This is a genomic window from Parabacteroides sp. PF5-6 (assembly GCF_029504695.1).
Lineage (GTDB): Bacteria > Bacteroidota > Bacteroidia > Bacteroidales > Tannerellaceae > QVMG01.
Map to the genome: position 1 here is coordinate 330,520 of NZ_JAQFIN010000004.1, position 20,968 is coordinate 351,487.

At 49.3% G+C, this 20,968-nt stretch carries 10 protein-coding genes; 5 read left to right on the forward strand and 5 right to left on the reverse strand.

The window, feature by feature from the left end:
- Window positions 1-1,314: 1,314 nt before the first annotated feature.
- Window positions 1,315-1,884 carry an RNA polymerase sigma-70 factor gene (locus tag M2133_RS07215; protein ID WP_277465354.1) on the reverse strand — a complete coding sequence of 190 codons (570 nt, stop codon included), beginning with the start codon at window positions 1,882-1,884 and terminating at the stop codon, window positions 1,315-1,317.
- A gap of 94 nt (window positions 1,885-1,978) precedes the next feature.
- Window positions 1,979-3,433, reverse strand: a complete 1,455-nt coding sequence (locus M2133_RS07220; protein WP_277465355.1) for a hypothetical protein — start codon at window positions 3,431-3,433, stop codon at window positions 1,979-1,981.
- 437 nt (window positions 3,434-3,870) lie between these two features.
- On the opposite strand from M2133_RS07220, the gene M2133_RS07225 reads away from it, so the two are divergent.
- From M2133_RS07225 to M2133_RS07240, 4 genes are all read left to right on the forward strand, one after another.
- Window positions 3,871-6,030: a M64 family metallopeptidase gene (locus tag M2133_RS07225; protein WP_277465356.1), complete on the forward strand. Its 2,160-nt coding sequence runs from the start codon at window positions 3,871-3,873 to the stop codon at window positions 6,028-6,030.
- Between the two features lie 135 nt (window positions 6,031-6,165).
- The gene (locus M2133_RS07230; protein WP_277465437.1) at window positions 6,166-9,753 is read left to right on the forward strand and encodes a discoidin domain-containing protein; all 3,588 of its coding nucleotides are present in this window, start codon (window positions 6,166-6,168) and stop codon (window positions 9,751-9,753) included.
- 948 nt (window positions 9,754-10,701) lie between these two features.
- Window positions 10,702-12,561 (forward strand): FAD-dependent oxidoreductase, encoded by a 1,860-nt coding sequence (locus M2133_RS07235; protein WP_277465357.1) that lies wholly within the window; start codon window positions 10,702-10,704, stop codon window positions 12,559-12,561.
- Between the two features lie 302 nt (window positions 12,562-12,863).
- The gene (locus M2133_RS07240) at window positions 12,864-13,634 is read left to right on the forward strand and encodes an SGNH/GDSL hydrolase family protein (protein ID WP_277465358.1); all 771 of its coding nucleotides are present in this window, start codon (window positions 12,864-12,866) and stop codon (window positions 13,632-13,634) included.
- A 25-nt stretch (window positions 13,635-13,659) separates the two neighbouring features.
- On the opposite strand, the gene M2133_RS07245 is transcribed toward M2133_RS07240, so the two are convergent.
- Entirely contained in the window at window positions 13,660-15,609 is a 1,950-nt protein-coding gene (locus M2133_RS07245; RefSeq protein ID WP_277465359.1) for a beta-L-arabinofuranosidase domain-containing protein, read from the reverse strand.
- A gap of 101 nt (window positions 15,610-15,710) precedes the next feature.
- Between M2133_RS07245 and M2133_RS07250 the strand changes: the two genes are divergently transcribed.
- On the forward strand, window positions 15,711-18,572 hold the full coding sequence (locus M2133_RS07250) for a sugar-binding domain-containing protein (protein ID WP_277465439.1): 2,862 nt from the start codon (window positions 15,711-15,713) through the stop codon (window positions 18,570-18,572).
- Between the two features lie 227 nt (window positions 18,573-18,799).
- Here M2133_RS07250 and M2133_RS07255 read toward each other — a convergent pair whose 3' ends face one another.
- Complete coding sequence (locus tag M2133_RS07255) at window positions 18,800-19,951, reverse strand: MFS transporter (protein WP_277465360.1); 1,152 nt, start codon at window positions 19,949-19,951, stop codon at window positions 18,800-18,802.
- A 122-nt stretch (window positions 19,952-20,073) separates the two neighbouring features.
- Window positions 20,074-20,961: a carbohydrate kinase gene (locus M2133_RS07260; RefSeq protein ID WP_277465361.1), complete on the reverse strand. Its 888-nt coding sequence runs from the start codon at window positions 20,959-20,961 to the stop codon at window positions 20,074-20,076.
- Window positions 20,962-20,968 lie beyond the last annotated feature (7 nt).

Below are 20,968 nucleotides of genomic sequence, written 5' to 3' on the forward strand. Positions count from 1 at the left end.
CAACAGAACATTGAAGAAGATTGGACTTTTTAGCTGTTGAAAGTGGGTAGGCACAAGGGGGAAATCGAAGAAAATGTGAAGATCAATTGTCTGAATCAGGATTATCAGGATTGAATAAATGGGCAGGATTAAAGCCTGTGACACTCGCTTCGCTCGCCTCTAATCTTGTAAATATATTCAATCCTGATAATCCTGATTCAGACAATGGAATCTTCAAGTTTCACAATATTTGCAGATCCGAAGCGAGTTATTGGAGAACGGAAACCCCAAAAATACCCTCCGAACAGAGTTTTTCGTTTTTTTACTTACATCATACAGGATTTTTTCACACCGCTGTATATCAATCATATAGCTATTCCAAATAGCGTGAAGAGCAGTAAAATTCCTGTAAGTAACTTTCTGATACCTGTTGGCGAGCCCCGGCAGTGATCGGTTTAACATTGTTGCCTGTCCAGGCTGTATGATGGTAGTAAAAAAATGAAAAACTATGTGCGGAATGATAGGTTTACCATTATTTGTCGTTTACATTTGTTGACATCCGGCTTCGACTACAAAAAATAGCCTCTTTCACTGAAAAGGCCGGCAGAGTTTTCCCAAAGGCCGGCAGGGTTTTGCAAAAGGCCGCCGGCCTTTTTCGGGAAGCTGTCGTTTTTTTAAGGTATATTTTATCTTTCACCCGAAACGCTGATCAATACAGGGATCTGGCGGCCGGGTGAAAGGTGAAGACGGGGGTAAAAACTTTTATGTGGTAAACTACCGGTACTTTGCGCGCAAACTACTAATATTTTGTCGACAAACTACCGGTATTTTGTGCGCAAACTACCGGTAGTTTGGGAAGGGGATATTAATGTCTTATTTTCAATGGATTAGGAGTCGACGAAGTCCATTCGCATCGAAGGGAATTTCTGAACTCTGATTTAACTGATTAAATGATGAACTATGAGTCAGGATTTGTGTACGATCGTCCTGAAAGGACAATGAGCGCTGAAAGCGCGTTAGACACCAGCCCGGGGTCAGAACCTTGAAGAGGTTCGCCACCCTGGGTTAAGGATACATATAAAAACGGAGCGCTGAAAGCGCGAAAGATTTGCTTTCGCGCTTTCAGCGCTCCGTTGTGTGTGGGTGTGTTCCCGACCCAGGGTTGCGCAGACCGAACGGCCTGCTGACCCTGGGCTGGGCTCTAACGCGCTTTCAGCGCTCACTGTCCTTACAGGACACAAACAAAATACATAAATCCCTGTGGTCCGCGGCTAAAAACCTTCACATCTCACAATGTTTGAAACCTCCCATACCCCTTTTTTCAAACTGACGGTACTACGCCATCGGAAAGCCCAAAAGCAGAAAAGGCAGATAGTCTTTGAGGTTGGCGCGCAAGACCTTCAGGGTTTTGGTGATGTGGTACTCGACTGTTTTGATGTTGATATTCAATTCTTGCGCAATCTCTTTGTTGGTTTTGTTTTCATAGCGACTCATGTAAAAGATCATCCGGGTATGTTCGGGTAGGTCCCGGAGCGTATAGTCGATGATGCGGCGGATTTCATCGGTGAACAGTTCGCTGGGTTCGCAGGCTTCAAGCGTGGATATGCGGAAATTCAGTTCGCGCGACTGATGTTCGGAGATGAATTGCCCGGCATCGTTTCGCACGCTTTGTTGGCGCAGGGCATTCAATGCCCGGTTCTTAACAGCGGCAAGCAGATAGGAAGGGATATGTGTATTTCCCGGCAGTTCCTTGCGGTTTTCCCAGAAGCGCATCATGGTGTCCATATAGATATCTTCCGCTTCATCCATATCTTTGACATACGAATAAATAAAGCGTATATAGGGTTTCCTGAACCGTTCAAACAGGGATGAAAAGGTTCTTACCTCGCCATGTTCGTTATCCATTGTTTTTTGTCCTTTCCTCTACAAGTCTTGTATCTCAGAGTCAAATGTAGGAAAAGATTTACATAAAACAAACTATTGAGATTCTGCGAAGCGATTAGAAATATTTTTCATACAGCTCATGAATGTTGTATAAGGAGTAATCATACATGGGATTTCCTTCTCCGGTTAGTAATTGTTCAATGAAATTTTCTTTGGCGAAGAAATGTTTCATCTGTTCTGTTTGCATATGTACCTCTAAATCGGGAACTAACTCTTTTAATTGGGTATCAAGGATACAGGAAATAATACGGATAAAAGTGAGCACGTCTAATGGAACAGGGTTCTCGTTCTCTTTACTGTAGGATGCCAGTAGCTCGCGGAACCACCCGATCACTTCTTCTTTTCTTTCTTTTTCATGTATAGCGATATAGGATACGGCTACTGCGGCACAGGTAGGCACCGCAGGCGACAAGCCTGCTTCTTTGGAATAATCCATAAGTGCAGGTAATTGATTGCGTCCGATACGATAGAGCATCAATGAGAGAATCTCTTCTACTGCCTCTTCAAAGTGGTATATAAAACAATCTATATCCTGCCTTGCCACTTCCAATACTGCCGGTAGACTACGTTCAGCCTTTAGCTCTCCTAACAATAACAAGGCATGTCTTAACGGGCTGCAATACTCTTTTTCAAATAAATCGTCAATATCGACGCCAGTGGTTCTGCCTAATTCAACATATATGATATGGATAAGGTCATCGATCAAAGATTCTTTGGGTAATTGCAAAAGCCGGACAATTGTTTCTTTATCCAGCGGGCACCAGTCTTCTGTCTGGTATAGCGCTTCCAACTCCGGATGGTTAAGCTTCAATACGGTCGGATACTCCGGACGTTGATAAGTATACGAATCCTTTGCGATATTATCCGTATATCCGAGTGCAGCGTTTAATGCCTCTCCAAAATCTTCATCGTCCTCCTCTTCCTCCTGATCCTCAAAGTCCTCCTCTTCCTCCCAGATATATACACTGTATTTGCCTCCCGTATGTTTTTCCAAAAGCGGGATATACCGATTCGCCTCGGACTGGCTACTCACCGCCAGATGGGGCATCCCATTCAGCCCGAACTCCATTTCAATCAGAGGAATCTCATCGGTATCTTCTTCCAGGATATATTGCGCGATTCTAAAATTCTTATGTGGTGCGATCCCTAAGTCTTCGGCATATTCGATGGCCCCGTATATCAAATTATGCGCTTTTTCGTAGGAGATTTGTTCCACTTCATCGGTGGAGTTGAGGTATTCTATTCTCTTTTCATAGTCATAGGCAGAGATATTGTATCTGTACATCGCATCTCTCACGCCCAGACAAGAAATATCAACCAGATAAGAGCCGAATGTCACGTTACCCGAAGCATGTTGCCGTGCCACAAGCAGGTGGGCAGCCCCTTTCTCTTTGTAATTCTTTGTCACCCAGCATTCTTTGATCGGAAGGTCTCGAGCTTTTGTTTGAATATATTTTTCAGGAGATAGTAAGCTCACCTGTTTTGCTGATTTGTTTTTTGACTTTGCCATTTGTTTCTACTTTTTTGTAAAAGTAATGTTTTTCTTTTTTTGAAACAAACTTCATCTATGGGAACGACGAGATACGTTGAGCGCCATTGCCAATCTGAATGCTTTCCTTTTGCCTTAACCAAAAATCGCTGCATTGTGGCGGGAGTATTTGTTTGTTGATAATTATCAACAAATAACTACTCCCTGTAGTGGATTCAAATACAGTACCTTTTCGGTCACGAAGAATATGGAAAAACCTTTTTTCGTATCCCGAACCCTTTGTTGTCAGGAAGATAGATTTTTGTATATTTGTGGTGTGACAAATGAAATGGCCTATCCCTCTGTAAGATCGAGTTGGAACACGATATTTCCGAAGCCTCCCATGCGGTCGAGGATTCAAGTGTGTTGAGTATTGTAAGGATATGGGCCATGAAATAGTAAACCTAAATAACTATTGTATGAATAAGCTCTATTTTTTTCTCGTTTCTCTTTTTTTGATCATCTTTTTCTCCGGTTGCGGAAGTGATTCGCCGGGAGAAGTAACCGTGCCGGTTGAACCCAAAATTACGCTCGACGACAGTAATGTTTACAGCTACTTCGCTGATGACAAGGAGGGGTCGGTTTCTTTTACAAGCAATCAGGAATGGACGGTTTCCGGAGGAGCATCGTGGCTGACCATTAGTCCGCAGAAAGGGGATGCCGGAAAATCAACCTTATCCCTCTCTTTGACCGAAAACAAAGAGCCGGAAGAGCGCGAAGCCGCCTTCACCATCTTATCCGGAAATATCAAACAGAGCGTAGCGATCAGTCAAAAAGGAAAAGACGCCATTATACTCTCTCCGGAAATCAGAGAGGTCGGAGCCAAAGGAGGCATGTTGGAACTGGTTGTGAAATCAAATATTGAATTTGGAATTGAGATAGATGCGGATTGGATCAAGAGGCAGGAGACAAAAAGCATGGTTACGCATACGCTGCGATTCTCTATTCAGGAGAATCCCATAGAGGAAGAACGAACCGGGCATATCAAGTTTTACCATGTCGCAAACCCCGAACTTGCTGAGACGATCACCGTCAAACAGGAAGCAAAAGAAAAAGCACCCGAAGTGGTGACGGAAGACGAGAGGGCTGCATTGATGGCCCTGTACAACTCGCTGAAAGGTAGCGGATGGAAGAACAAAACAAACTGGGGAAGCGATAAGCCTGTGGGCGAATGGTATGGGATCACCACGGAATTGGAAAGAGTGGTCGCTATCGATTTAACGGGTAATGGGTTGCAAGGGGCTATCCCGAAAGAGATCGGTGATCTGAAAAAACTAAGATCCTTGTTGCTTTCACACAACCAGTTAACAGGTTCTATCCCCAAAGAAATAGGGAATCTGACGGCTTTAGTAGATCTCAGGCTTTATGCCACCTCCAATCTGTCGGGTAGCATTCCTGGCGAAATCGGCAATCTGTTCCATTTAGAAGTACTTATCTTAGATCATAATAAGCTTTCGGGCACTCTTCCTGTCGAATTGGGTAAATTGACGAATCTTTGGAGCCTGATGCTTTCCAATAATAACCTGGAAGGAAATATACCGGTGGAGATCACCCAGATACCCGGATTGAGGCAATTAGCTTTAAATAACAATAGGATGGCGGGAGAAATACCACAACAAGTACAAGATTATCTGTGGTTTACCGGTTGGTCGCCATCTACAAATATCTATCCGCAGCAGAAAGGATATGGGCTTTATATTCCGGAAGAGGAAAAACATCCTTTGGATGGGATTGTATATACTTATGTAAAATCATCGAAACCGCGGGCAGCCACCTTGGTCTTTATGGGGGATGGTTTTGTGGCGAAGGATATGGGTGAAGGCGGAAAATATTATTCTATACTTGCGAGAGCTGCGGATGAATTATTGAATGTGGAGCCCTTCAAATCGTACCGTGAATATTTTACCATATACTTTGTCAATGCAGTCTCGAAAGAAGAAGGAATATCTTCTCCGGAGAAAAGAGTGAATACGGTTTTCGGCACGGTAGTTAATTTTGGGAATTCAGCTGGAATGAACTGTAACCAGGAGTTGTGTTATGAATATGCGGAGAAAACAGGAATAACCGGCGATAACGGAGCCATACTTATGGTGGCCAATACGAATGCATTCGGAGGTTCATCCGGAGGCTTATGGCGAAATGGAGGTTTTGCTGCGGTCACTTATGATGCCACATATATTAACACTGTAGTACATGAGATGGGGCATGCTTTTGCTTTCCTGGCTGATGAGTATTTTGCTCCTGGCGATGAGAAATTTCCACAATCCGCATATGCTGAACTCGATATAGCCCATGCCAGTGGAAAACAGTTGAATGTGGATTATCGGAATGATGCGCGAACAGTGGTCTGGAGCCATTTTATAGGCCACCCTAAATACCCAATGGTCGGTATCTATGAAGGTGCGTTATGGCCCAAAGGACTTTATCGCTCGGAAGAGGTTAGCTGTATGGATGATAATCGCCTCTATTTCAACGCGCCAAGTCGGGAAGCGATTGTCAAACGAATTTTGTCTCTGGCCGGTGAGACGTATTCGTTCGAACGGTTTGTCGAAAAAGATATCATCGAGTTTAAGGAATAAGTTGGAATAAAAAAAACGATAAACTTTATAGGTTTGAAGCAGAGTTGATGTACATTTGTCGAACTTTGGGTGCGAATCAATTAGAATACAAATCAAATAGACTTTTATCGTATGAAGATGTGTAAACAGCAAAAAATGTCCTGCGCTTTCCGGTTTTTGGGGGTGACTGTTGCTTCGTTATTCCTTTGGGGATGTGGTGGGGCTGGTGTGACAAACGAATCGTTCGAGCGATCGGACTATTATACACGGGGGATTGGGCAGTATCCCGGTAATCCGAAAGAAGATTTCTCGCCGGAATTGGTGCCGGATCAGTCTGCCTACCGGAATATCGCCCTTTTGCGGTCGGCCTTCAGTTCGTCTAATCACGACTATAACCTGACGGCCCAATTAACAACCGATGGCATGGTGACCGATCAGCAACCGCAGTACCTGATCTTGTCGACTTCGGCCGGTGAACTTCCCCGGCGTGAACGCGAATGGATGCTCGATGAAGGCCCGTATTCGCGGAATACCCTGGAAGGGGCAGATACCTGGTTCCGGTTGGCCCTGAAGAATTACAGTAAATCGGTGGATAAGGTGGTCTTGACCGGTAACCTGATCTACGACGATCAGTTGGCTAAAGAAGGGTTCGAGATCATTTGCCAGGGTTCCAATGACGGACAGAACTGGACGGAAGTCGGCAAGTTGGCCGGCAAAGGCTTGCCGGGCGAAGCCTTGCGTTACCGTATGCCGGTGACCGACCCGAACAAGCAGACCGAGCAGATCTCTCTTCCGGTCCGCAAACTGAATGAGGTTGTTACGTTTGATAAAGCGGGCACCTATTCCGACTATCGGGTTCTATTGAAGATGCCGGGCGCTCACAGTTGGGTGTTTATGGCTGTCGATTTTTATGATAAAGGCCATTTGGTGGAGATGAAACCGTCTCAGTTTTTCCATAGTTCGTGGATGAGTGCGACGGCAGGTGAAGAATGGCTGTATGTGGATCTGGGCAGCCGTTCCGAATTGGACAAGGTCATTCTGCACTGGATCAATAAGGCGGTCAAAGGAAATGTGCAGCTTTCGGATGATGCGGTTCGGTGGACGGACGTCGCCGGATTGCCCGGAGGAGAAAGTTTGATCGACGAGATTTCCCTGAACGGAAAGAAGAACGCGCGTTATGTGCGCATTCGGATGCAAGAATCGATAGATGGAAAACGCTATATCCTGAGCGAAATGGAAGTGATGGGTAAAGGCGGCCTGGTGGCCCAGCCTGTTGCTGCACCTGCCGTTTCGAATGGGAAGATCAACCTGGCCGGCGGAAACTGGAAGCTTCAACGGGCTTCCGAAGTGACTGCTGCAGGCGAAAAGATATCGACTCCGGACTTTAAACCGGAAAGCTGGATCGTCGCTACGGTTCCGGGAACGGTATTGAGCAGTTATAAAAATATCGGAGCCGTTGGCGATCCCAATTATGCGGATAACCAGTTGCAGATCTCCGAGTCGTTCTTTAATTCCGACTTCTGGTATCGCAATGCGTTCGAGGTGCCGGCCGACTTCAAGCAGGAACGTTTGTTCCTCAATTTCGATGGCATCAACTGGAAAGCGAATGTCTATGTGAATGGCAAAAAGACCGGCCGCATCGAAGGCGCCTTTATGCGTGGAAAGTTCGATGTGACGGATGCGATCGTTGCGGGCAAAAATGTGATTGCCGTAGAGATCATCAAAAACGAACATATCGGTGCGATCAAAGAGAAAAACGTGCAGAGCACGGATTTCAACGGCGGTATCCTCGGAGCGGACAACCCGACATTCCATGCTACGATCGGTTGGGACTGGATCCCGACGATGCGCGGACGTAATATCGGGATCTGGAACGATGTGTTTCTGACCACTTCCGGAAAGGTCACCGTGGCCGATCCGTTGGTCACTTCCGTCTTGCCGTTGCCCGATACGAACTCTGCTGTCCTGACGGCGGAAGTGATTGTGAAGAATCATGATAGTCATGCGGTAAAGGGTATGCTGGAATTCAGTGTCTGTGACCGTCTGATACAGCAATCGGTAGAATTGGCTGCCGGAGAAGAAAAAGAAATTGTACTCGATCCGTTCGAAGTGCAGAACCCTCGCCTGTGGTGGCCTAAGGGCTATGGCGAGCCGAATCTTTACGATGCGCATTTCGCCTTTAAGGTAGACGAAAAGGTGTCGGATAGGAAGGACTTCAAAGTCGGTATCCGTCAGATGACTTTCAACGAAGATAATCAGATCCTGAGCCTCTTTATCAACGGTCGCCGCTTTATCGGCCGGGGAGGAAACTGGGGCTTCAGCGAATCCAACCTGAACTATCGTGCCCGCGAATACGATATCGCGGTTGCCTATCACGCGGATATGAACTTTACGATCATGCGCAATTGGGTCGGTATGATCGGCGACGAAGAACTGTATGAGGCCTGCGACCGTCACGGTATCGTGATCTGGCAAGACTTCTGGCTGGCCAATCCGGCCGACGGACCCGATCCCTATTACCCGGAGATGTTTATCGCCAACGCGGAAGATTATGTTAAACGGATCCGTAGCCATGCCTCTATTGGCCTCTATTGCGGACGGAATGAAGGTTTCCCGCCCGAACAGATCGACCAGGCGCTGCGTCGGATCATCCGCGAAGATCATCCGGATATGCATTATATCTCGAGCTCGGCCGATGAGGTCGTAAGCGGCCACGGTCCCTATCGTATGTTGCCGGCTAAGGAATATTTCACCCTGAAAACGGGCAATGATAAATTCCATAGCGAACGCGGTATGCCGAACGTACTGACTTACGAAAGTATGCTGCGCACCTTCTCGCCGGAAGGAATCTGGCCGCAGGGCGACCAGTGGGGGATGCACGACTATACCCGCGAAGGCGCGCAGGGAGCGACCTCTTTCAATGAGATCATCGCCCGGGGATACGGCGAACCGCAAAGTGCCAAGGAGTTTTCGGAACTGGCACAGTGGGTGAACTACGACGGCCACCGCAGCCTGTTCGAGTCGCGCAGCCTGAACCGTAAAGGCCTGCTTATGTGGATGAGCCACTCCTGCTGGCCTTCTATGGTGTGGCAGACCTACGATTATTACTTCGAACCGACGGCCGCCTACTTCGCGATCAAGAAAGCTTCCGAGCCCTTGCATATCCAATGGAACCCGGCAACCGACGAGGTCGAAGTGGTGAACTACAACGCCGGCTCTCACAAAGGACTGGTAGCAAAGGTGCAAGTTTTGAATATGGATGCCTCCGTAGCCTGGGAAAAAGAAATAACGATCGATAGCGAGGAAGATACGACGAATAAATGTATCCGCCTGGAATTCCCGTCCAACCTGTCGAAAGTGCATTTCCTCAAAATGACGTTAACAGAAAACGGGCAGATCATCTCCGACAACTTCTACCATAGAAGCCTGGAAGACATTAACTACCAGGAGCTGCGTAACCTTCCGAAGGTGGCCTTGCAGACTGCAACCTCCACCAACAAAGGTGCCGACAGAGTCTGGAACGGCACAGTCGTGATCGAGAATACAACCTCGACCCCGGCCTTGATGATCCGTGTGAATGTCGTCGGAGAGAAGGACAATCAACAGTTCCTGCCGATGTTCTATTCCGATAATTACTTCGCCCTGCTTCCAGGCGAAAAGAAAGAAATCTCTTTCCACTGGAAAGACGAAGACACCCGCGGCAATGCCCCCAAGGTAGTCGTCTCGGGATATAATGTAAAATAAGCCCTGTAACATATCGATGTATGAAAGAGAAAGACCGGCCGGAAAGCCGGTCTTTTTCTTTCATAAAATTCTTATCACCGGAACACGAATGTTTTGCCGGCCAAAGCGCGATGTTTTTTCGGCCAAAGTGCAATATTTTTTCAGGCAAAGTGCGATGTAAATATTCTCTTTAGAAACTACCGGTAGTTTGCTCACCAACTACCGGTAGTTTGGCGACAAAATATTAGTAGTTTGCGCGCAAAGTACCGGTAGTTTGAAAAAGGGGGTTGTAAGGGCCGCCAGCCCTTTGGAAAAGGCCGGCGGCCTTTTGGAAAACTCCGGCAGCCTTTTGGGAAACCCTGCCGGCCTTTTCGGTGAAGGAGGTCGCTTTTGTCGTCAAACAGCAAATGTTAGCAAATGTAAACGACAAACAGTGGTAAACAGATCATCCCGCACAGCGTTTTTCATTTTTTTACTTACATCATACAGCCGGAACCGCCGACAATGTTAAACCGATCACTCTTGGAACTCTCCAACAGGTGTCGGAAAGTTACTTACAGGAATTTTACTGCGTTTTTTGCTATTTGAAATGGCTATATAGTTGATATACAGCAGCGTGAAAAAATCCTGTATGATGTAAGTAAAAAAACGAAAAACGTTGTTCGGAGGCTGTTTTAGGGTTTCCGGCATGGAAATTTCGATTCGATATGCTCCTGATCCGGCAACAATGCGAATCAAATATACCCCCGAATAGATCAAACGCGCGGAAATGAAATATGGGAAGTTAATATAAAGCCATTAACGTCATGATGCCCAGCGTCAGATCCGTATGAAAGATAATATTTTGGTTATTGATGACGGAAAAGCAAAAATAACCGTAAATTGGCCCGGTGATTATCATGGACAAGCGCCTGTTCTTTGGTGCGCGTATGCTTTGTTATTCTAAGTTTATTCTAAATTAGTAAGCGTATGAAATATTTATTATTCATTTTATCTTTTGTTTGTTTGCAGACGGCGGGGATCGCCCAGCAGAAGGAATACGATCTGGTGATTGTTGGTGGGACCCCGGGAGGGATAATGACCGCTATCGCAGCCGCTCGTGAAGGAAAAACATCCGTGTTATTGGAACGGACTGCCCATATCGGAGGCTTGCCTGCCAATGGGTTGGGTGCTACGGATATTGCTACGCGTGACGCGACCACCGGATTGTTCCGGGAGTTTGTCGACCGGGTCAAACAACAATATATCGATACTTACGGCCCGGATTCGGAACAGGTTAAAGTCTGTAGCGATGGCTATCACTTCGAACCTTCGGTTGGAGCCCGGGTGTTCGATGAGATGCTGGCGGGATACAAAGACAAGATTACGATCCTTCGTATGCGTCAGTTCGATGCGGAGGCCCGGAATATCGACCGGAAAGATGATCGCATTGTGGCGATACGCATCCTGAACCGGGAAAGCAAACAGATAGAAACGTATACCGGTAAAGTATTTGTAGACGCGACTTATGAAGGTGATCTCGGTGCCGCCGCTAAAGTTCCTTTCCGCATTGGCCGTGAAGGAAAAAGTGAATTCGGAGAACCGGGTGCCGGACAAGTGTATAAATATTGGTCGGGGCCGGAGCAAGACTGCAGCACCTTCGAACCGGACAACGCGGTACAGTCCTATAATTACCGATTATGTCTGACGAATAATCCCGCGAACCGGGTTCCTATCCGGAAACCGAAGAACTATAACCGCCAGGAATATATCTCTATGATCGAAGATGTATGGACCGGACGCACGACCAATGCGAAGATGCTGGGTGTAACTCCCGAAATGATGGAAGAGAATCGCCGGAACATCAAAGCCGGAAATGTCTCGACTCTTCCGGGTGATATCTGGGGAATTGCCCGTATCACCAATATCGTTCATGTGCCCAATATGAAGACCGATGCCAACAACCAGCACGACGCCTTCATTTCGACCGACCTGCCGGAAGAGAACTGGCCCTGGCCAACCTCCGGCTGGGAGTGGCGCGATCGCTTTGCCGAACGGTTGAAAGAGTATATTTTGGGGTTGTTTTGGTTTGCGCAAAACGATAAAGAATTACCCAAACATTTCCGTGAAGCCTGTCTGGAATGGGGATTAGCTAAAGACGAATACATCGATAACGAACATTTCCCACGCCAGGTGTATGTGCGAGAAGGAAGACGTTTTGAGGGCGAATACTTCTTTACGGCAAACGATGCGTTACCGGTTGCTCCGGGCAAACGCCCTCCCTTGCATGGCAATAGCATTACAGCCAGCCACTATGCCTTAGACTCACATGCTGTGCGCAAAAGAGAAGCGGGGAAAGTACATCTGGATGGTTTCCTCAGTTATGCCTCCGCAGTATATACCGTTCCGTTTGGTGTGATCGTTCCACAAAAGATAGATAACCTGTTGATTCCGGTACCGGTATCGGGCAGCCATATCGGATTTTCCACCTTACGAATGGAGCCTTGCTGGATGGCCTTAGGCGAAGCCGCGGGCATAGCCGCTTCTTTAGCAATCGACACAGAGAGCAAAATAAAGAATATAGAGATAGAAGCATTACAGGATAAATTGATCGAAAAGAAGTCTACCCTGATCTATTTCCGCGATGTCGACATAAACGATCCCGATTTTGCGATGGTACAATATATGGGATTACGTGGTTATCTGCCTGATTGGAATGCGTGTCTGGATGATACGATAGATGACGAAACCGTCTCTTTGTGGAAATCCTTATCCCAGATGGATATTAAAAAAGGAACAAGTAGGCGAGAGGCGTTGAAAGTTATCTATTCTTTTAAAACCTCTCAGTAAGCCGTTCGCAATTGATTGGTGTTTCCGATGAGTACAGTGATCTTGTGATTGAAGATTATCCCTCGGATCATAGAGCTGTTTTGAGTACGTTTGCAATCAAGAACTTATTTTGAGGGGCGGAATAATTGGAAAATAGTGCAAAATGCTTGATCTTTGGGGTTTCTAATGGCTGAAGTGTTTAAAAATCATAGAATATAAAAGAAAGAGAGACCATGAAACGAGCCATTAAAACTGTTTCGCAAAAGGCGATGACATTAGCGCGAGTTCCATACGACCGAAATATAATAATTAAATAATAACGTATGAAAGATTCCAGAAGAGATTTCCTGAAGAAGAGTATGTTGGCGGCAGCGGGGGCGCTGTTGATCCCGGAGTTGGCGAAGGCTGTTGTGCAGGAGCAGGCGGCGGTGCATGCGCCGAAGATTACTTTGAAGAAAGATGCGGTGATTATGCTGCAAGGCGATTCGATCACCGACGCGGGGCGCGATCGGGCAAACAATATCGCGAACTCCATGCCGATGCTGGGGAGCGGGTATAGCCTGTTTATCGCCAGTCAGTTGTTGAATACCCATGCGGCGAAGCAACCCAAGGTGTACAACCGGGGCATCAGCGGCAACAAAGTGTATCAGCTGCGCGAGCGTTGGGAAGCGGAATGCCTGGCGTTCTTTCCCGATGTGGTCAGTATCCTGATCGGGGTGAACGATTACTGGCATACACTGACCGGCGGCTACAAAGGGACAGCCGAGGTGTACGAGAACGACTACCGTAACCTGCTTGCCTATACGAAAGAGAAACTGCCGAACGTGCAATTCGTGATCTGTGAGCCTTTTGCTTTGAAAGGCGGATCGGCGATTGAAGAGCAGCGTTGGTTTCCGATGTTCGATGAATATCGCCGGATCGCAAAGAAACTGGCCGGTGAGTTCAATGCCGTATTTGTTCCTTTCCAATCCGGCTTTGATGCTGCCGTGAAGCAGGCGCCGGCTCGCTACTGGGCGGGCGACGGCGTCCATCCCGACCTCCCCGGCCGTCAACTGATGGCGGAGATGTGGATGGAAGCCACAGGACTTAAATAATGAGAAGAATGCGGTTGCCTTATGGTTAAGGCAACCAGACCTTCATGCGGTTGACACCTCTGTTCGACCAGGCATAGTAGGGAACCAGGCATACGGATTCGCCCGGATCTTTTGAAATGAGCGTATGGACGCCGTTCAGGAGATCGGGGCGTTTTTCTGCCGTAAAAGTGGTGGCAGGAGTAATCTTTACCTTATCGAAGCCCGGATTATCCACTTCTTCCATGCAGTAGACCAATGGTCCGCGGGTGATCGTGGTGAGCCCCCGGTTGCCTTCGATCTTTTCGTCGGCTACGACCTGGCGGACGGGCATCGGGAAGTTGAGCTCGATTTGCTCGTCGGTCCATTCGCGGGTGATAGAGAGGTAACCTTCTTCGTCCAACCGGGGTTCGATCGATTCACCGTTCAGGGAAACCGTCCAGGGCTCGCCCGATTCATTCTTATAGCTATACAGGGCGCCCGGCATCACTTCGTTGCGCGTCCAGCCGGGGATGCGAAACTTCAGGGTGGATGTTTGCGGACTGTCGGCTTTTACTTTCACTTTCACTGTTCCCTCCCAGGGATAGTTTGTTTCCTGTTCGATCGTTATCTTTTTCCCGTTCACCGGGATAGTCGCCTGGTTGGAGATGAAGAGATTGACATAGATCTCTCCCGCTTCGCCGGTGGCGTAGATCAGGTTGGGCACGGAAGGGATGAAACGCATCAGGTTGCTCGGGCAGCAGGAGCAATCGAACCAGGGAGCGCGTGTGCAATGGCCCCGGTTAAATTGATATTCGCCGTCCGACTCCAGGGCGCAGGGATAGAAATATTCCGTCCCTTCGAGGGAGATACCGGCAATCAGGGCATTGTAGAGGGTATGCTCCAGAATATCATGGTATTTGGCCTTTCCGGTGAGCCGGAACATGCGGTCGTACCAGTAGACGCCACCGATCGCCGCACAGGTCTCGCTATAGGCTGTCAGGTTGGGCAATTCGTAGTTGTCGCCGAACGATTCGCCCTGGTGGCGGGCGCCCAGCCCACCGGTGACATACACCTTTTTATTCGTCACGTTGTCGAACAAGGTATGGATCGCCTTCAGGTAGTCCTTATCGTTGAAGATCGCTGCGATATCCGCCATGCCAGCATACATATATACCGCCCGGACAGCGTGTCCTACGGCCTCGTCTTGCTCTGTCACCGGCCGATGATCCTGCCAGTAGTCGCCAAACACTTTTCTGCGACTCTTATCTCCGCGCAGGTCGAGGAATTTTTTCGATAAGAGCAGATAGTCTTCTTTTCCGGTGATCTGATAGAGTTTCACCAGACCGGTTTCGATCACCTGATGACCGGGCACGGCAAAGTAATCGGGTGCGCCAAAGACTTCGACGATCAGGTCGGCATTGCGGAGTGCTATATCGAGGAAGTTCCGTTTGCCGGTCGCGTGATAATGGGCTGCTGCCGCCTCATAGAGGTGTCCGGCGTTGTAGAGCTCGTGGCTCATCTGCAGGTACGACCAGCGTGGGCCAGGTTCGACCCAGCTGCAAGGCGAGCCGTCGGGCATGATCGTGCGCCAGGTGGTCAGGTATCCGTCGGGTTCCTGTCCCTGGGCCACGATGCCGATCACCGAATCCACGTACGCTTCCAACTCTGCGTCGGGAGCCGAGATCAGGGAATAGGCGGCACCTTCGATGATCTTATAGACGTCGGTATCGTCGAAAGGCATCACGCCGATGTATTCGCCTTTCCCGCCACGCATCACTTTGCCGGCGGTGACAAAATTCTCGAAGCGCCCTTCGCTCTCACATTTGTCGAAGGCATAAGCGATGGCTTTCTTTTGGATCGTCTCAATCTTGGGTAACCAGAAGTTATCGGTCAGACTCACCTGGTTGAGGTTCACCGACTGAATCGGATAGTCGGCATACGTATTCTCCGGCTGTGGTGTGCCGCAGGCTGCAAGCAATAAAACGATTGCTGCGGATAAAATAGATGGTCGTTTCATGGTTTTTTATGTTTCTCACGGCAAAGATAGAATAATTATTATGCAGAAATAGAGGTGAGTAAAGATTATTTGTATATTTGATACTTAAAAACAATCGTATGATGAAGAACTACCTATTTTCGTTTATCTGTGTGTTATTTCTCGGTCTGTATACCGCTTGCACATCTCAGCCGCAACCGCGTGCGCATCTTTCTCTGGAAGGAATATGGGGATTACAGTTGGATTCTTTGGATGTCGGGATGGCAGCGAATTGGGCGCAAACGACTTTCGCGGACTCTTTGTCTTTGCCGGGAACAACGGATGTAGCCCGGAAAGGAGTATATAATACCGATCATTCGAACACCACCGCTTTGTCGCGCGCATATACCTATGTGGGCAAAGCCTGGTATAAGAAAGAAGTGATGATCCCCGCCGACTGGAGCGGGAAGGAGATTGTGCTGGTTTTGGAACGGACCAAGCCGACGGATGTCTGGGTCGACGGGCAGTATGTGGGGAAGAATGACAATGTCTCGACTGCCCAGGTTTATGATTTGAGTAAATATATGACTCCCGGTTCCCACCAACTCGTGATCCGGGTCGACAATGGCGAGTCGGTTCCCCCGCAGGTGATCACCAGCTCGCATGCCTATACCGAATCGACGCAAACCAACTGGAACGGCATCATCGGAGCGCTCTATCTCGAAGCCCGTGCACCGCTGCATCTGGCAGATATCCGCGTTACGCCGCGTCTCGCCGGCAAGAAGGTCGAGGTAAAGATCCATATCGCCCATCCGGAGCAGATCACCGAAGGCATGGCTGTCCGTCTGGAGGCTTCGGCCTGGAATACGGATAAAAAGCATCAGGTACGGGCAGCGACATATCCGCTGCAGAAGGGAGAAGGCCAGTATACGTTCGACTACGCGTTGGGAGAGGAGGCTTTATTTTGGAGTGCGTTCGATCCGGCGTTGTATCAACTGAAAGTGTCGCTGGAAGACTATGATTACCAGGAGGTGACATTTGGCCTTCGGGAGTTTGGGGTGCGGGGCACGCAGTTTGTGATCAACGACCAGCTGACTTTCCTCCGCGGCAAGCACGATGCCTGTGTTTTCCCTTTGACGGCTCATGTGGCGATGGATGTCGATGCCTGGCGCCATTACTTCCAGGTGTGTAAGTCGTATGGGATCAATCATTGCCGCTTCCACTCCTGGTGTCCGCCCCGTGCCTGTTTTGAGGCGGCGGATATCGAAGGGATCTACCTGCAGCCCGAATTGCCTTTCTGGGGATCCTTACATCAGGACGATGAACGGCTGACGACTTTCCTGCATAAAGAAGGCGTGAACATTCAGCAGGCTTATGGCAACCATGCCTCTTTTGTCTTGTTCGCGCTGGGCAATGAACTATCGGGCGATCTGGAGGTGATGGAATCGCTGACCCGCTCTTTCCGCGCGGTCGACGACAGGCATCTCTATGCCTATGGCTCGAATAATTATCTGGGCTTCCGCGGACAGATCCCCGGTGAAGATTTCCTGGTGACCTGCCGCATCGGTGGAGCCGAATGGGAGAGCTTCCGGACCCACACCCGCGGCTCGTTCTCTTTTGCCGATGCCTACGATGGCGGATACCTCAACCATACGTATCCCAACTCGGTGATGAATTTTGATTCCGCCGTTGCCGGCTGTTCCGTGCCGGTGATCAGCCACGAGACCGGGCAGTTCCAGGTCTATCCCAATTATAAAGAAATGGAGAAATACACGGGTGTCTTGCGCCCGGACAATATGGAGATCTTCCGCAAACGCCTGGAAGAAGCCGGTATGCTGGATCAGGCCGATGATTTCTTTAAGGCCTCCGGACGCTGGTCGGCTCTTTTGTATAAGGCGGATATCGAGATGGACCTGCGCACGAAAGGCTTTGGCGGTTTCCAGTTGCTCGATCTGCAGGATTATCCCGGACAGGGCTCTGCCTATGTGGGGATCCTGGATGCTTTTATGGACAATAAGGGACATATCACGCCGGAGGAATGGCGGGAGTTTTGCAATGATGTTGTCCCGTTGTTTGTGACCGAGAAGTTTTGCCTGACCCACGACGAAGCGCTGTCGGGAAAGATCCTGATTGCCGACTATTCGCCTGCGGCTTTGACCGGTAAGACGGTCGACTGGCGATTGACGGGCGCGGATGGGGAAATGATCGATCAGGGGCAACTCCCGATCGAACGGACGGAAAAAGGCCTGGTCGAGGTTGGAAATATTAACCCGCAGATCTCCTCCGTAAAGAAAGCGGCAAAAGTCACGCTGGAGATCGCGATCGCGGATACGGACTATCGCAATCATTATCCGCTCTGGATCTATCCGGCGCGTACGGAAATACAAATACCGGAAGAGATCACCCTGACCCGCGCGTTGGATGCTCCGGCGATTGCCGCGTTGCGCAAAGGCGGTAAGGTATTGTGGTTTCCCCGGAAAGAACAGATGAAACACCTGACGGTTGGCGCCCTGTTCCAGACCGATTACTGGAACTACCGGATGTTTAGTAGCATCTGCGAACGGATCGGCAAGCCGGTATCCCCCGGGACGATGGGCTTATTGATCGAACCCCGTCACCCGCTGTTCGACGACTTCCCTACGGATTATCATACGCACTGGCAATGGTTCCCGATCATCAAAGAGAGTTATCCGATGATTCTCGACCGGATGCCGGCCGATTATCGCCCGATCGTGCAGGTGATCGATAATATCGAACGCAACCATAAATTGGGGCTGGTGTTCGAACTGAGTGTCGAAGGGGGTAAGCTGTTGGTGTGTATGTCCGATCTGGAAGCTGTGGAAGACAAACCGGAAGCCCGGCAGTTCTACAAAAGCCTGATCAACTATATGCAATCCGACGCGTTCGCACCCTCCACGTCCATGGATTTCGCTTCCGTTCAGGACTTGTTTTCTAAAGGTGTGCAGACCGGAAAGATCGCGGTGCTCGAGAATATATCCTATTAGGAACATGCCTCTCAAAAAAAGGCCGCCGGAGTTTTGAAAAAGGCTGCCGGAGTTTTAAAAAAGGCCGCCGGCCTTTTTGGAAACTCCGGCGGCCTTTTCCGCAACCCCCTACACATAAAAGTTTTTACCCTGCTCTTCACCTTTCACCCTTCACCCGAAACGCTGATCAATACAGGGATCTGGGTGAAAGGTGAAAGGTGAAGGCCGGGGTAAAAACTTTTTTGGGGTTAGGTGTTTTTGAGTTTTCCCGTGAAGGCAAATAGATATAATACACCGAAGGACATAACGATCAGTGCACCCACCTGGGTTTGCATCGCGTCGGAGGCAATACCCATGATCAACGGGAAGATTGTTCCGCCGAAGAGGCCCATGATCAAAAGGCCGGACACTTCGTTTTTCTTGTCGGGGCGGTTCAACAGGGCTTGCGACATGATGATGGGGAAGATGTTCGAATTGCCAAACCCGATCAGACCAATGCAGACATAGATCGAAGTCAGGTCGCCGAGGAAGAACAAGCCTCCGAAACCCAACACCATCGCCACCACGCTGACGAGGAAGAACAGGCGCGAGGAAAACTTCGCCAGGATAAAGGTGCCCAACAGACAGCCGATGGTGCGGAAAAGGAAATACACGCTGGTGGCATAACCCGCAGCCGAGAGGTCCATATCCAGGCGTTCGATCAGGATCTTCGGCGCCGTCACGTTCACCCCCACATCGATGCCCACATGACACATAATGCCCAGGAAAGAAAGGAAAATCATCTTATCACCCAATAACGCAAAGCACTGGGCGAAGGTGGAAGTTTCCCCTTTCTCGTCCTGTTCTTTGATCTCTACCGTGCTCAAGCCGAGGATCGCCAGTACGGCAATGGCCATAAAGATCGGGAAGAGGAATTTCCAATCCCCAAACGAAGCGGCGGCCCAGGCCGCGATGATGGGTGCCAGAAACGAGGCGATCGCTTTGACGAACTGCCCGAAGGTCATGCTGCTGGCCAGGCGTTCGTTGCTGACGATATTGGAGAGCAAGGGGTTCAGGGACGTTTGCATCAATGCATTGCCAATACCCAAGAGGGAAAAAGAGATCAGCATGGAAATAAAAGAATAGCTGATCAACGGCAAAACGAGAGAGACCGCTGTGACGGCCAGGCTGAGCAATACGGTCTTCCGCCGGCCGATCCGGTTCATCAGTATGCCGGTCGGCACCGAGAAGATCAGGAACCAGAAGAAGACCATCGACGGGAAGAGGTTGGCCAGGGTATCCGACAGATCGAAGTCGGCCTTGACATAGTTGGTGGCGATGCCGACCAGGTCGACGAAGCCCATCACGAAGAAGGCCAGCATGATGGGGATGAGTTTGAAGAATATGTTTTTTTCTTTCATTGTTTTAATTTTTATAAGAGGACATTAAAGAAAACAACCTCTCCACCACCGCAAGCGGCGGTCCCCCTCTCCTGGCCAGGAGAGGAGCCGAGATAGCTTCATTAATTGTCAATTATCAATTATCAATTATCAATTGTCAATTCGTATGCCGGCCAAGCCCCCTGTTGTGTACAAACAAAGGCTGCTATCTCGACCGCTTTTTGATGCGCTTCGCGAAGGGAGCGCCCTGTCAGGATCGAATAGACAAAAGCTCCGGAGAAAGAGTCGCCGGCACCTACCGTATCGGCTACCGTCACCTTCGGGGTGGCGAGGGTCGAGGATTCTTCCGGCGAATAGATCGTGCTGAACCGGCTGCCTCCGGTCAGAATCAGGTAACGCAATCCATATTCCCGCATAAACCAGCGGCATACTTCTTCGTCACTCCCTTCCAGGCCGAACATCGGGCGCAACAGGAGGAGCTCCTCGTCGTTCAGTTTGAAGACATTCGCTTTCTTCAATGACGCTTCGATCAGTTCTTTACTGTAATAATGCTGGCGGATATTGATATCGAAGAAACGCAAGGCTTCTTCTTTCGCGTAACCGAGCAATGCCGTGATCGTCTCGTGGGCTACCGGTGAACGCTGCGCCAGGGTGCCGAAGCAGATGGCATCCGCCTGTTTCACCAGCTCGATCGCCTGTTGGGTCAACGGCAGATAGTCCCAGGCGACCCCTTCGATGATGGTGTACGTGGGCGAGCCGTTGTCGAGTTCCACCAGTACGCTTCCGGTAGGATGCTCCACCTTCTCGATATAATTGCCGATCCGGTTCTTCTCGAGCTCCATAATGATCTCGGTGCCGAAAACATCATTGCCTACGGCGCTGATTGCACACCCTTCGGCGCCCATCTGCGTGGCATGATAGACGAAGTTGATCGGAGCGCCTCCCGCTTTCTTCCGGTCCGGGAAGACATCCCAGAGCAGTTCGCCAATACCGACGACCACCGGCTTCTTTGTTTCTTTATCTTGTGACATAATGGGA

Bases quoted from the DNA above. Each gene is read 5' to 3' on its own strand.
- M2133_RS07215 (WP_277465354.1), bottom strand. From the start codon at position 1,884: ATGGATAACGAACATGGCGAGGTAAGAACCTTTTCATCCCTGTTTGAA.
- M2133_RS07220 (WP_277465355.1), bottom strand. From the start codon at position 3,433: ATGGCAAAGTCAAAAAACAAATCAGCAAAACAGGTGAGCTTACTATCT.
- M2133_RS07225 (WP_277465356.1), top strand. From the start codon at position 3,871: ATGAATAAGCTCTATTTTTTTCTCGTTTCTCTTTTTTTGATCATCTTT.
- M2133_RS07230 (WP_277465437.1), top strand. From the start codon at position 6,166: ATGTCCTGCGCTTTCCGGTTTTTGGGGGTGACTGTTGCTTCGTTATTC.
- M2133_RS07235 (WP_277465357.1), top strand. From the start codon at position 10,702: ATGAAATATTTATTATTCATTTTATCTTTTGTTTGTTTGCAGACGGCG.
- M2133_RS07240 (WP_277465358.1), top strand. From the start codon at position 12,864: ATGAAAGATTCCAGAAGAGATTTCCTGAAGAAGAGTATGTTGGCGGCA.
- M2133_RS07245 (WP_277465359.1), bottom strand. From the start codon at position 15,609: ATGAAACGACCATCTATTTTATCCGCAGCAATCGTTTTATTGCTTGCA.
- M2133_RS07250 (WP_277465439.1), top strand. From the start codon at position 15,711: ATGAAGAACTACCTATTTTCGTTTATCTGTGTGTTATTTCTCGGTCTG.
- M2133_RS07255 (WP_277465360.1), bottom strand. From the start codon at position 19,951: ATGAAAGAAAAAAACATATTCTTCAAACTCATCCCCATCATGCTGGCC.
- M2133_RS07260 (WP_277465361.1), bottom strand. From the start codon at position 20,961: ATGTCACAAGATAAAGAAACAAAGAAGCCGGTGGTCGTCGGTATTGGC.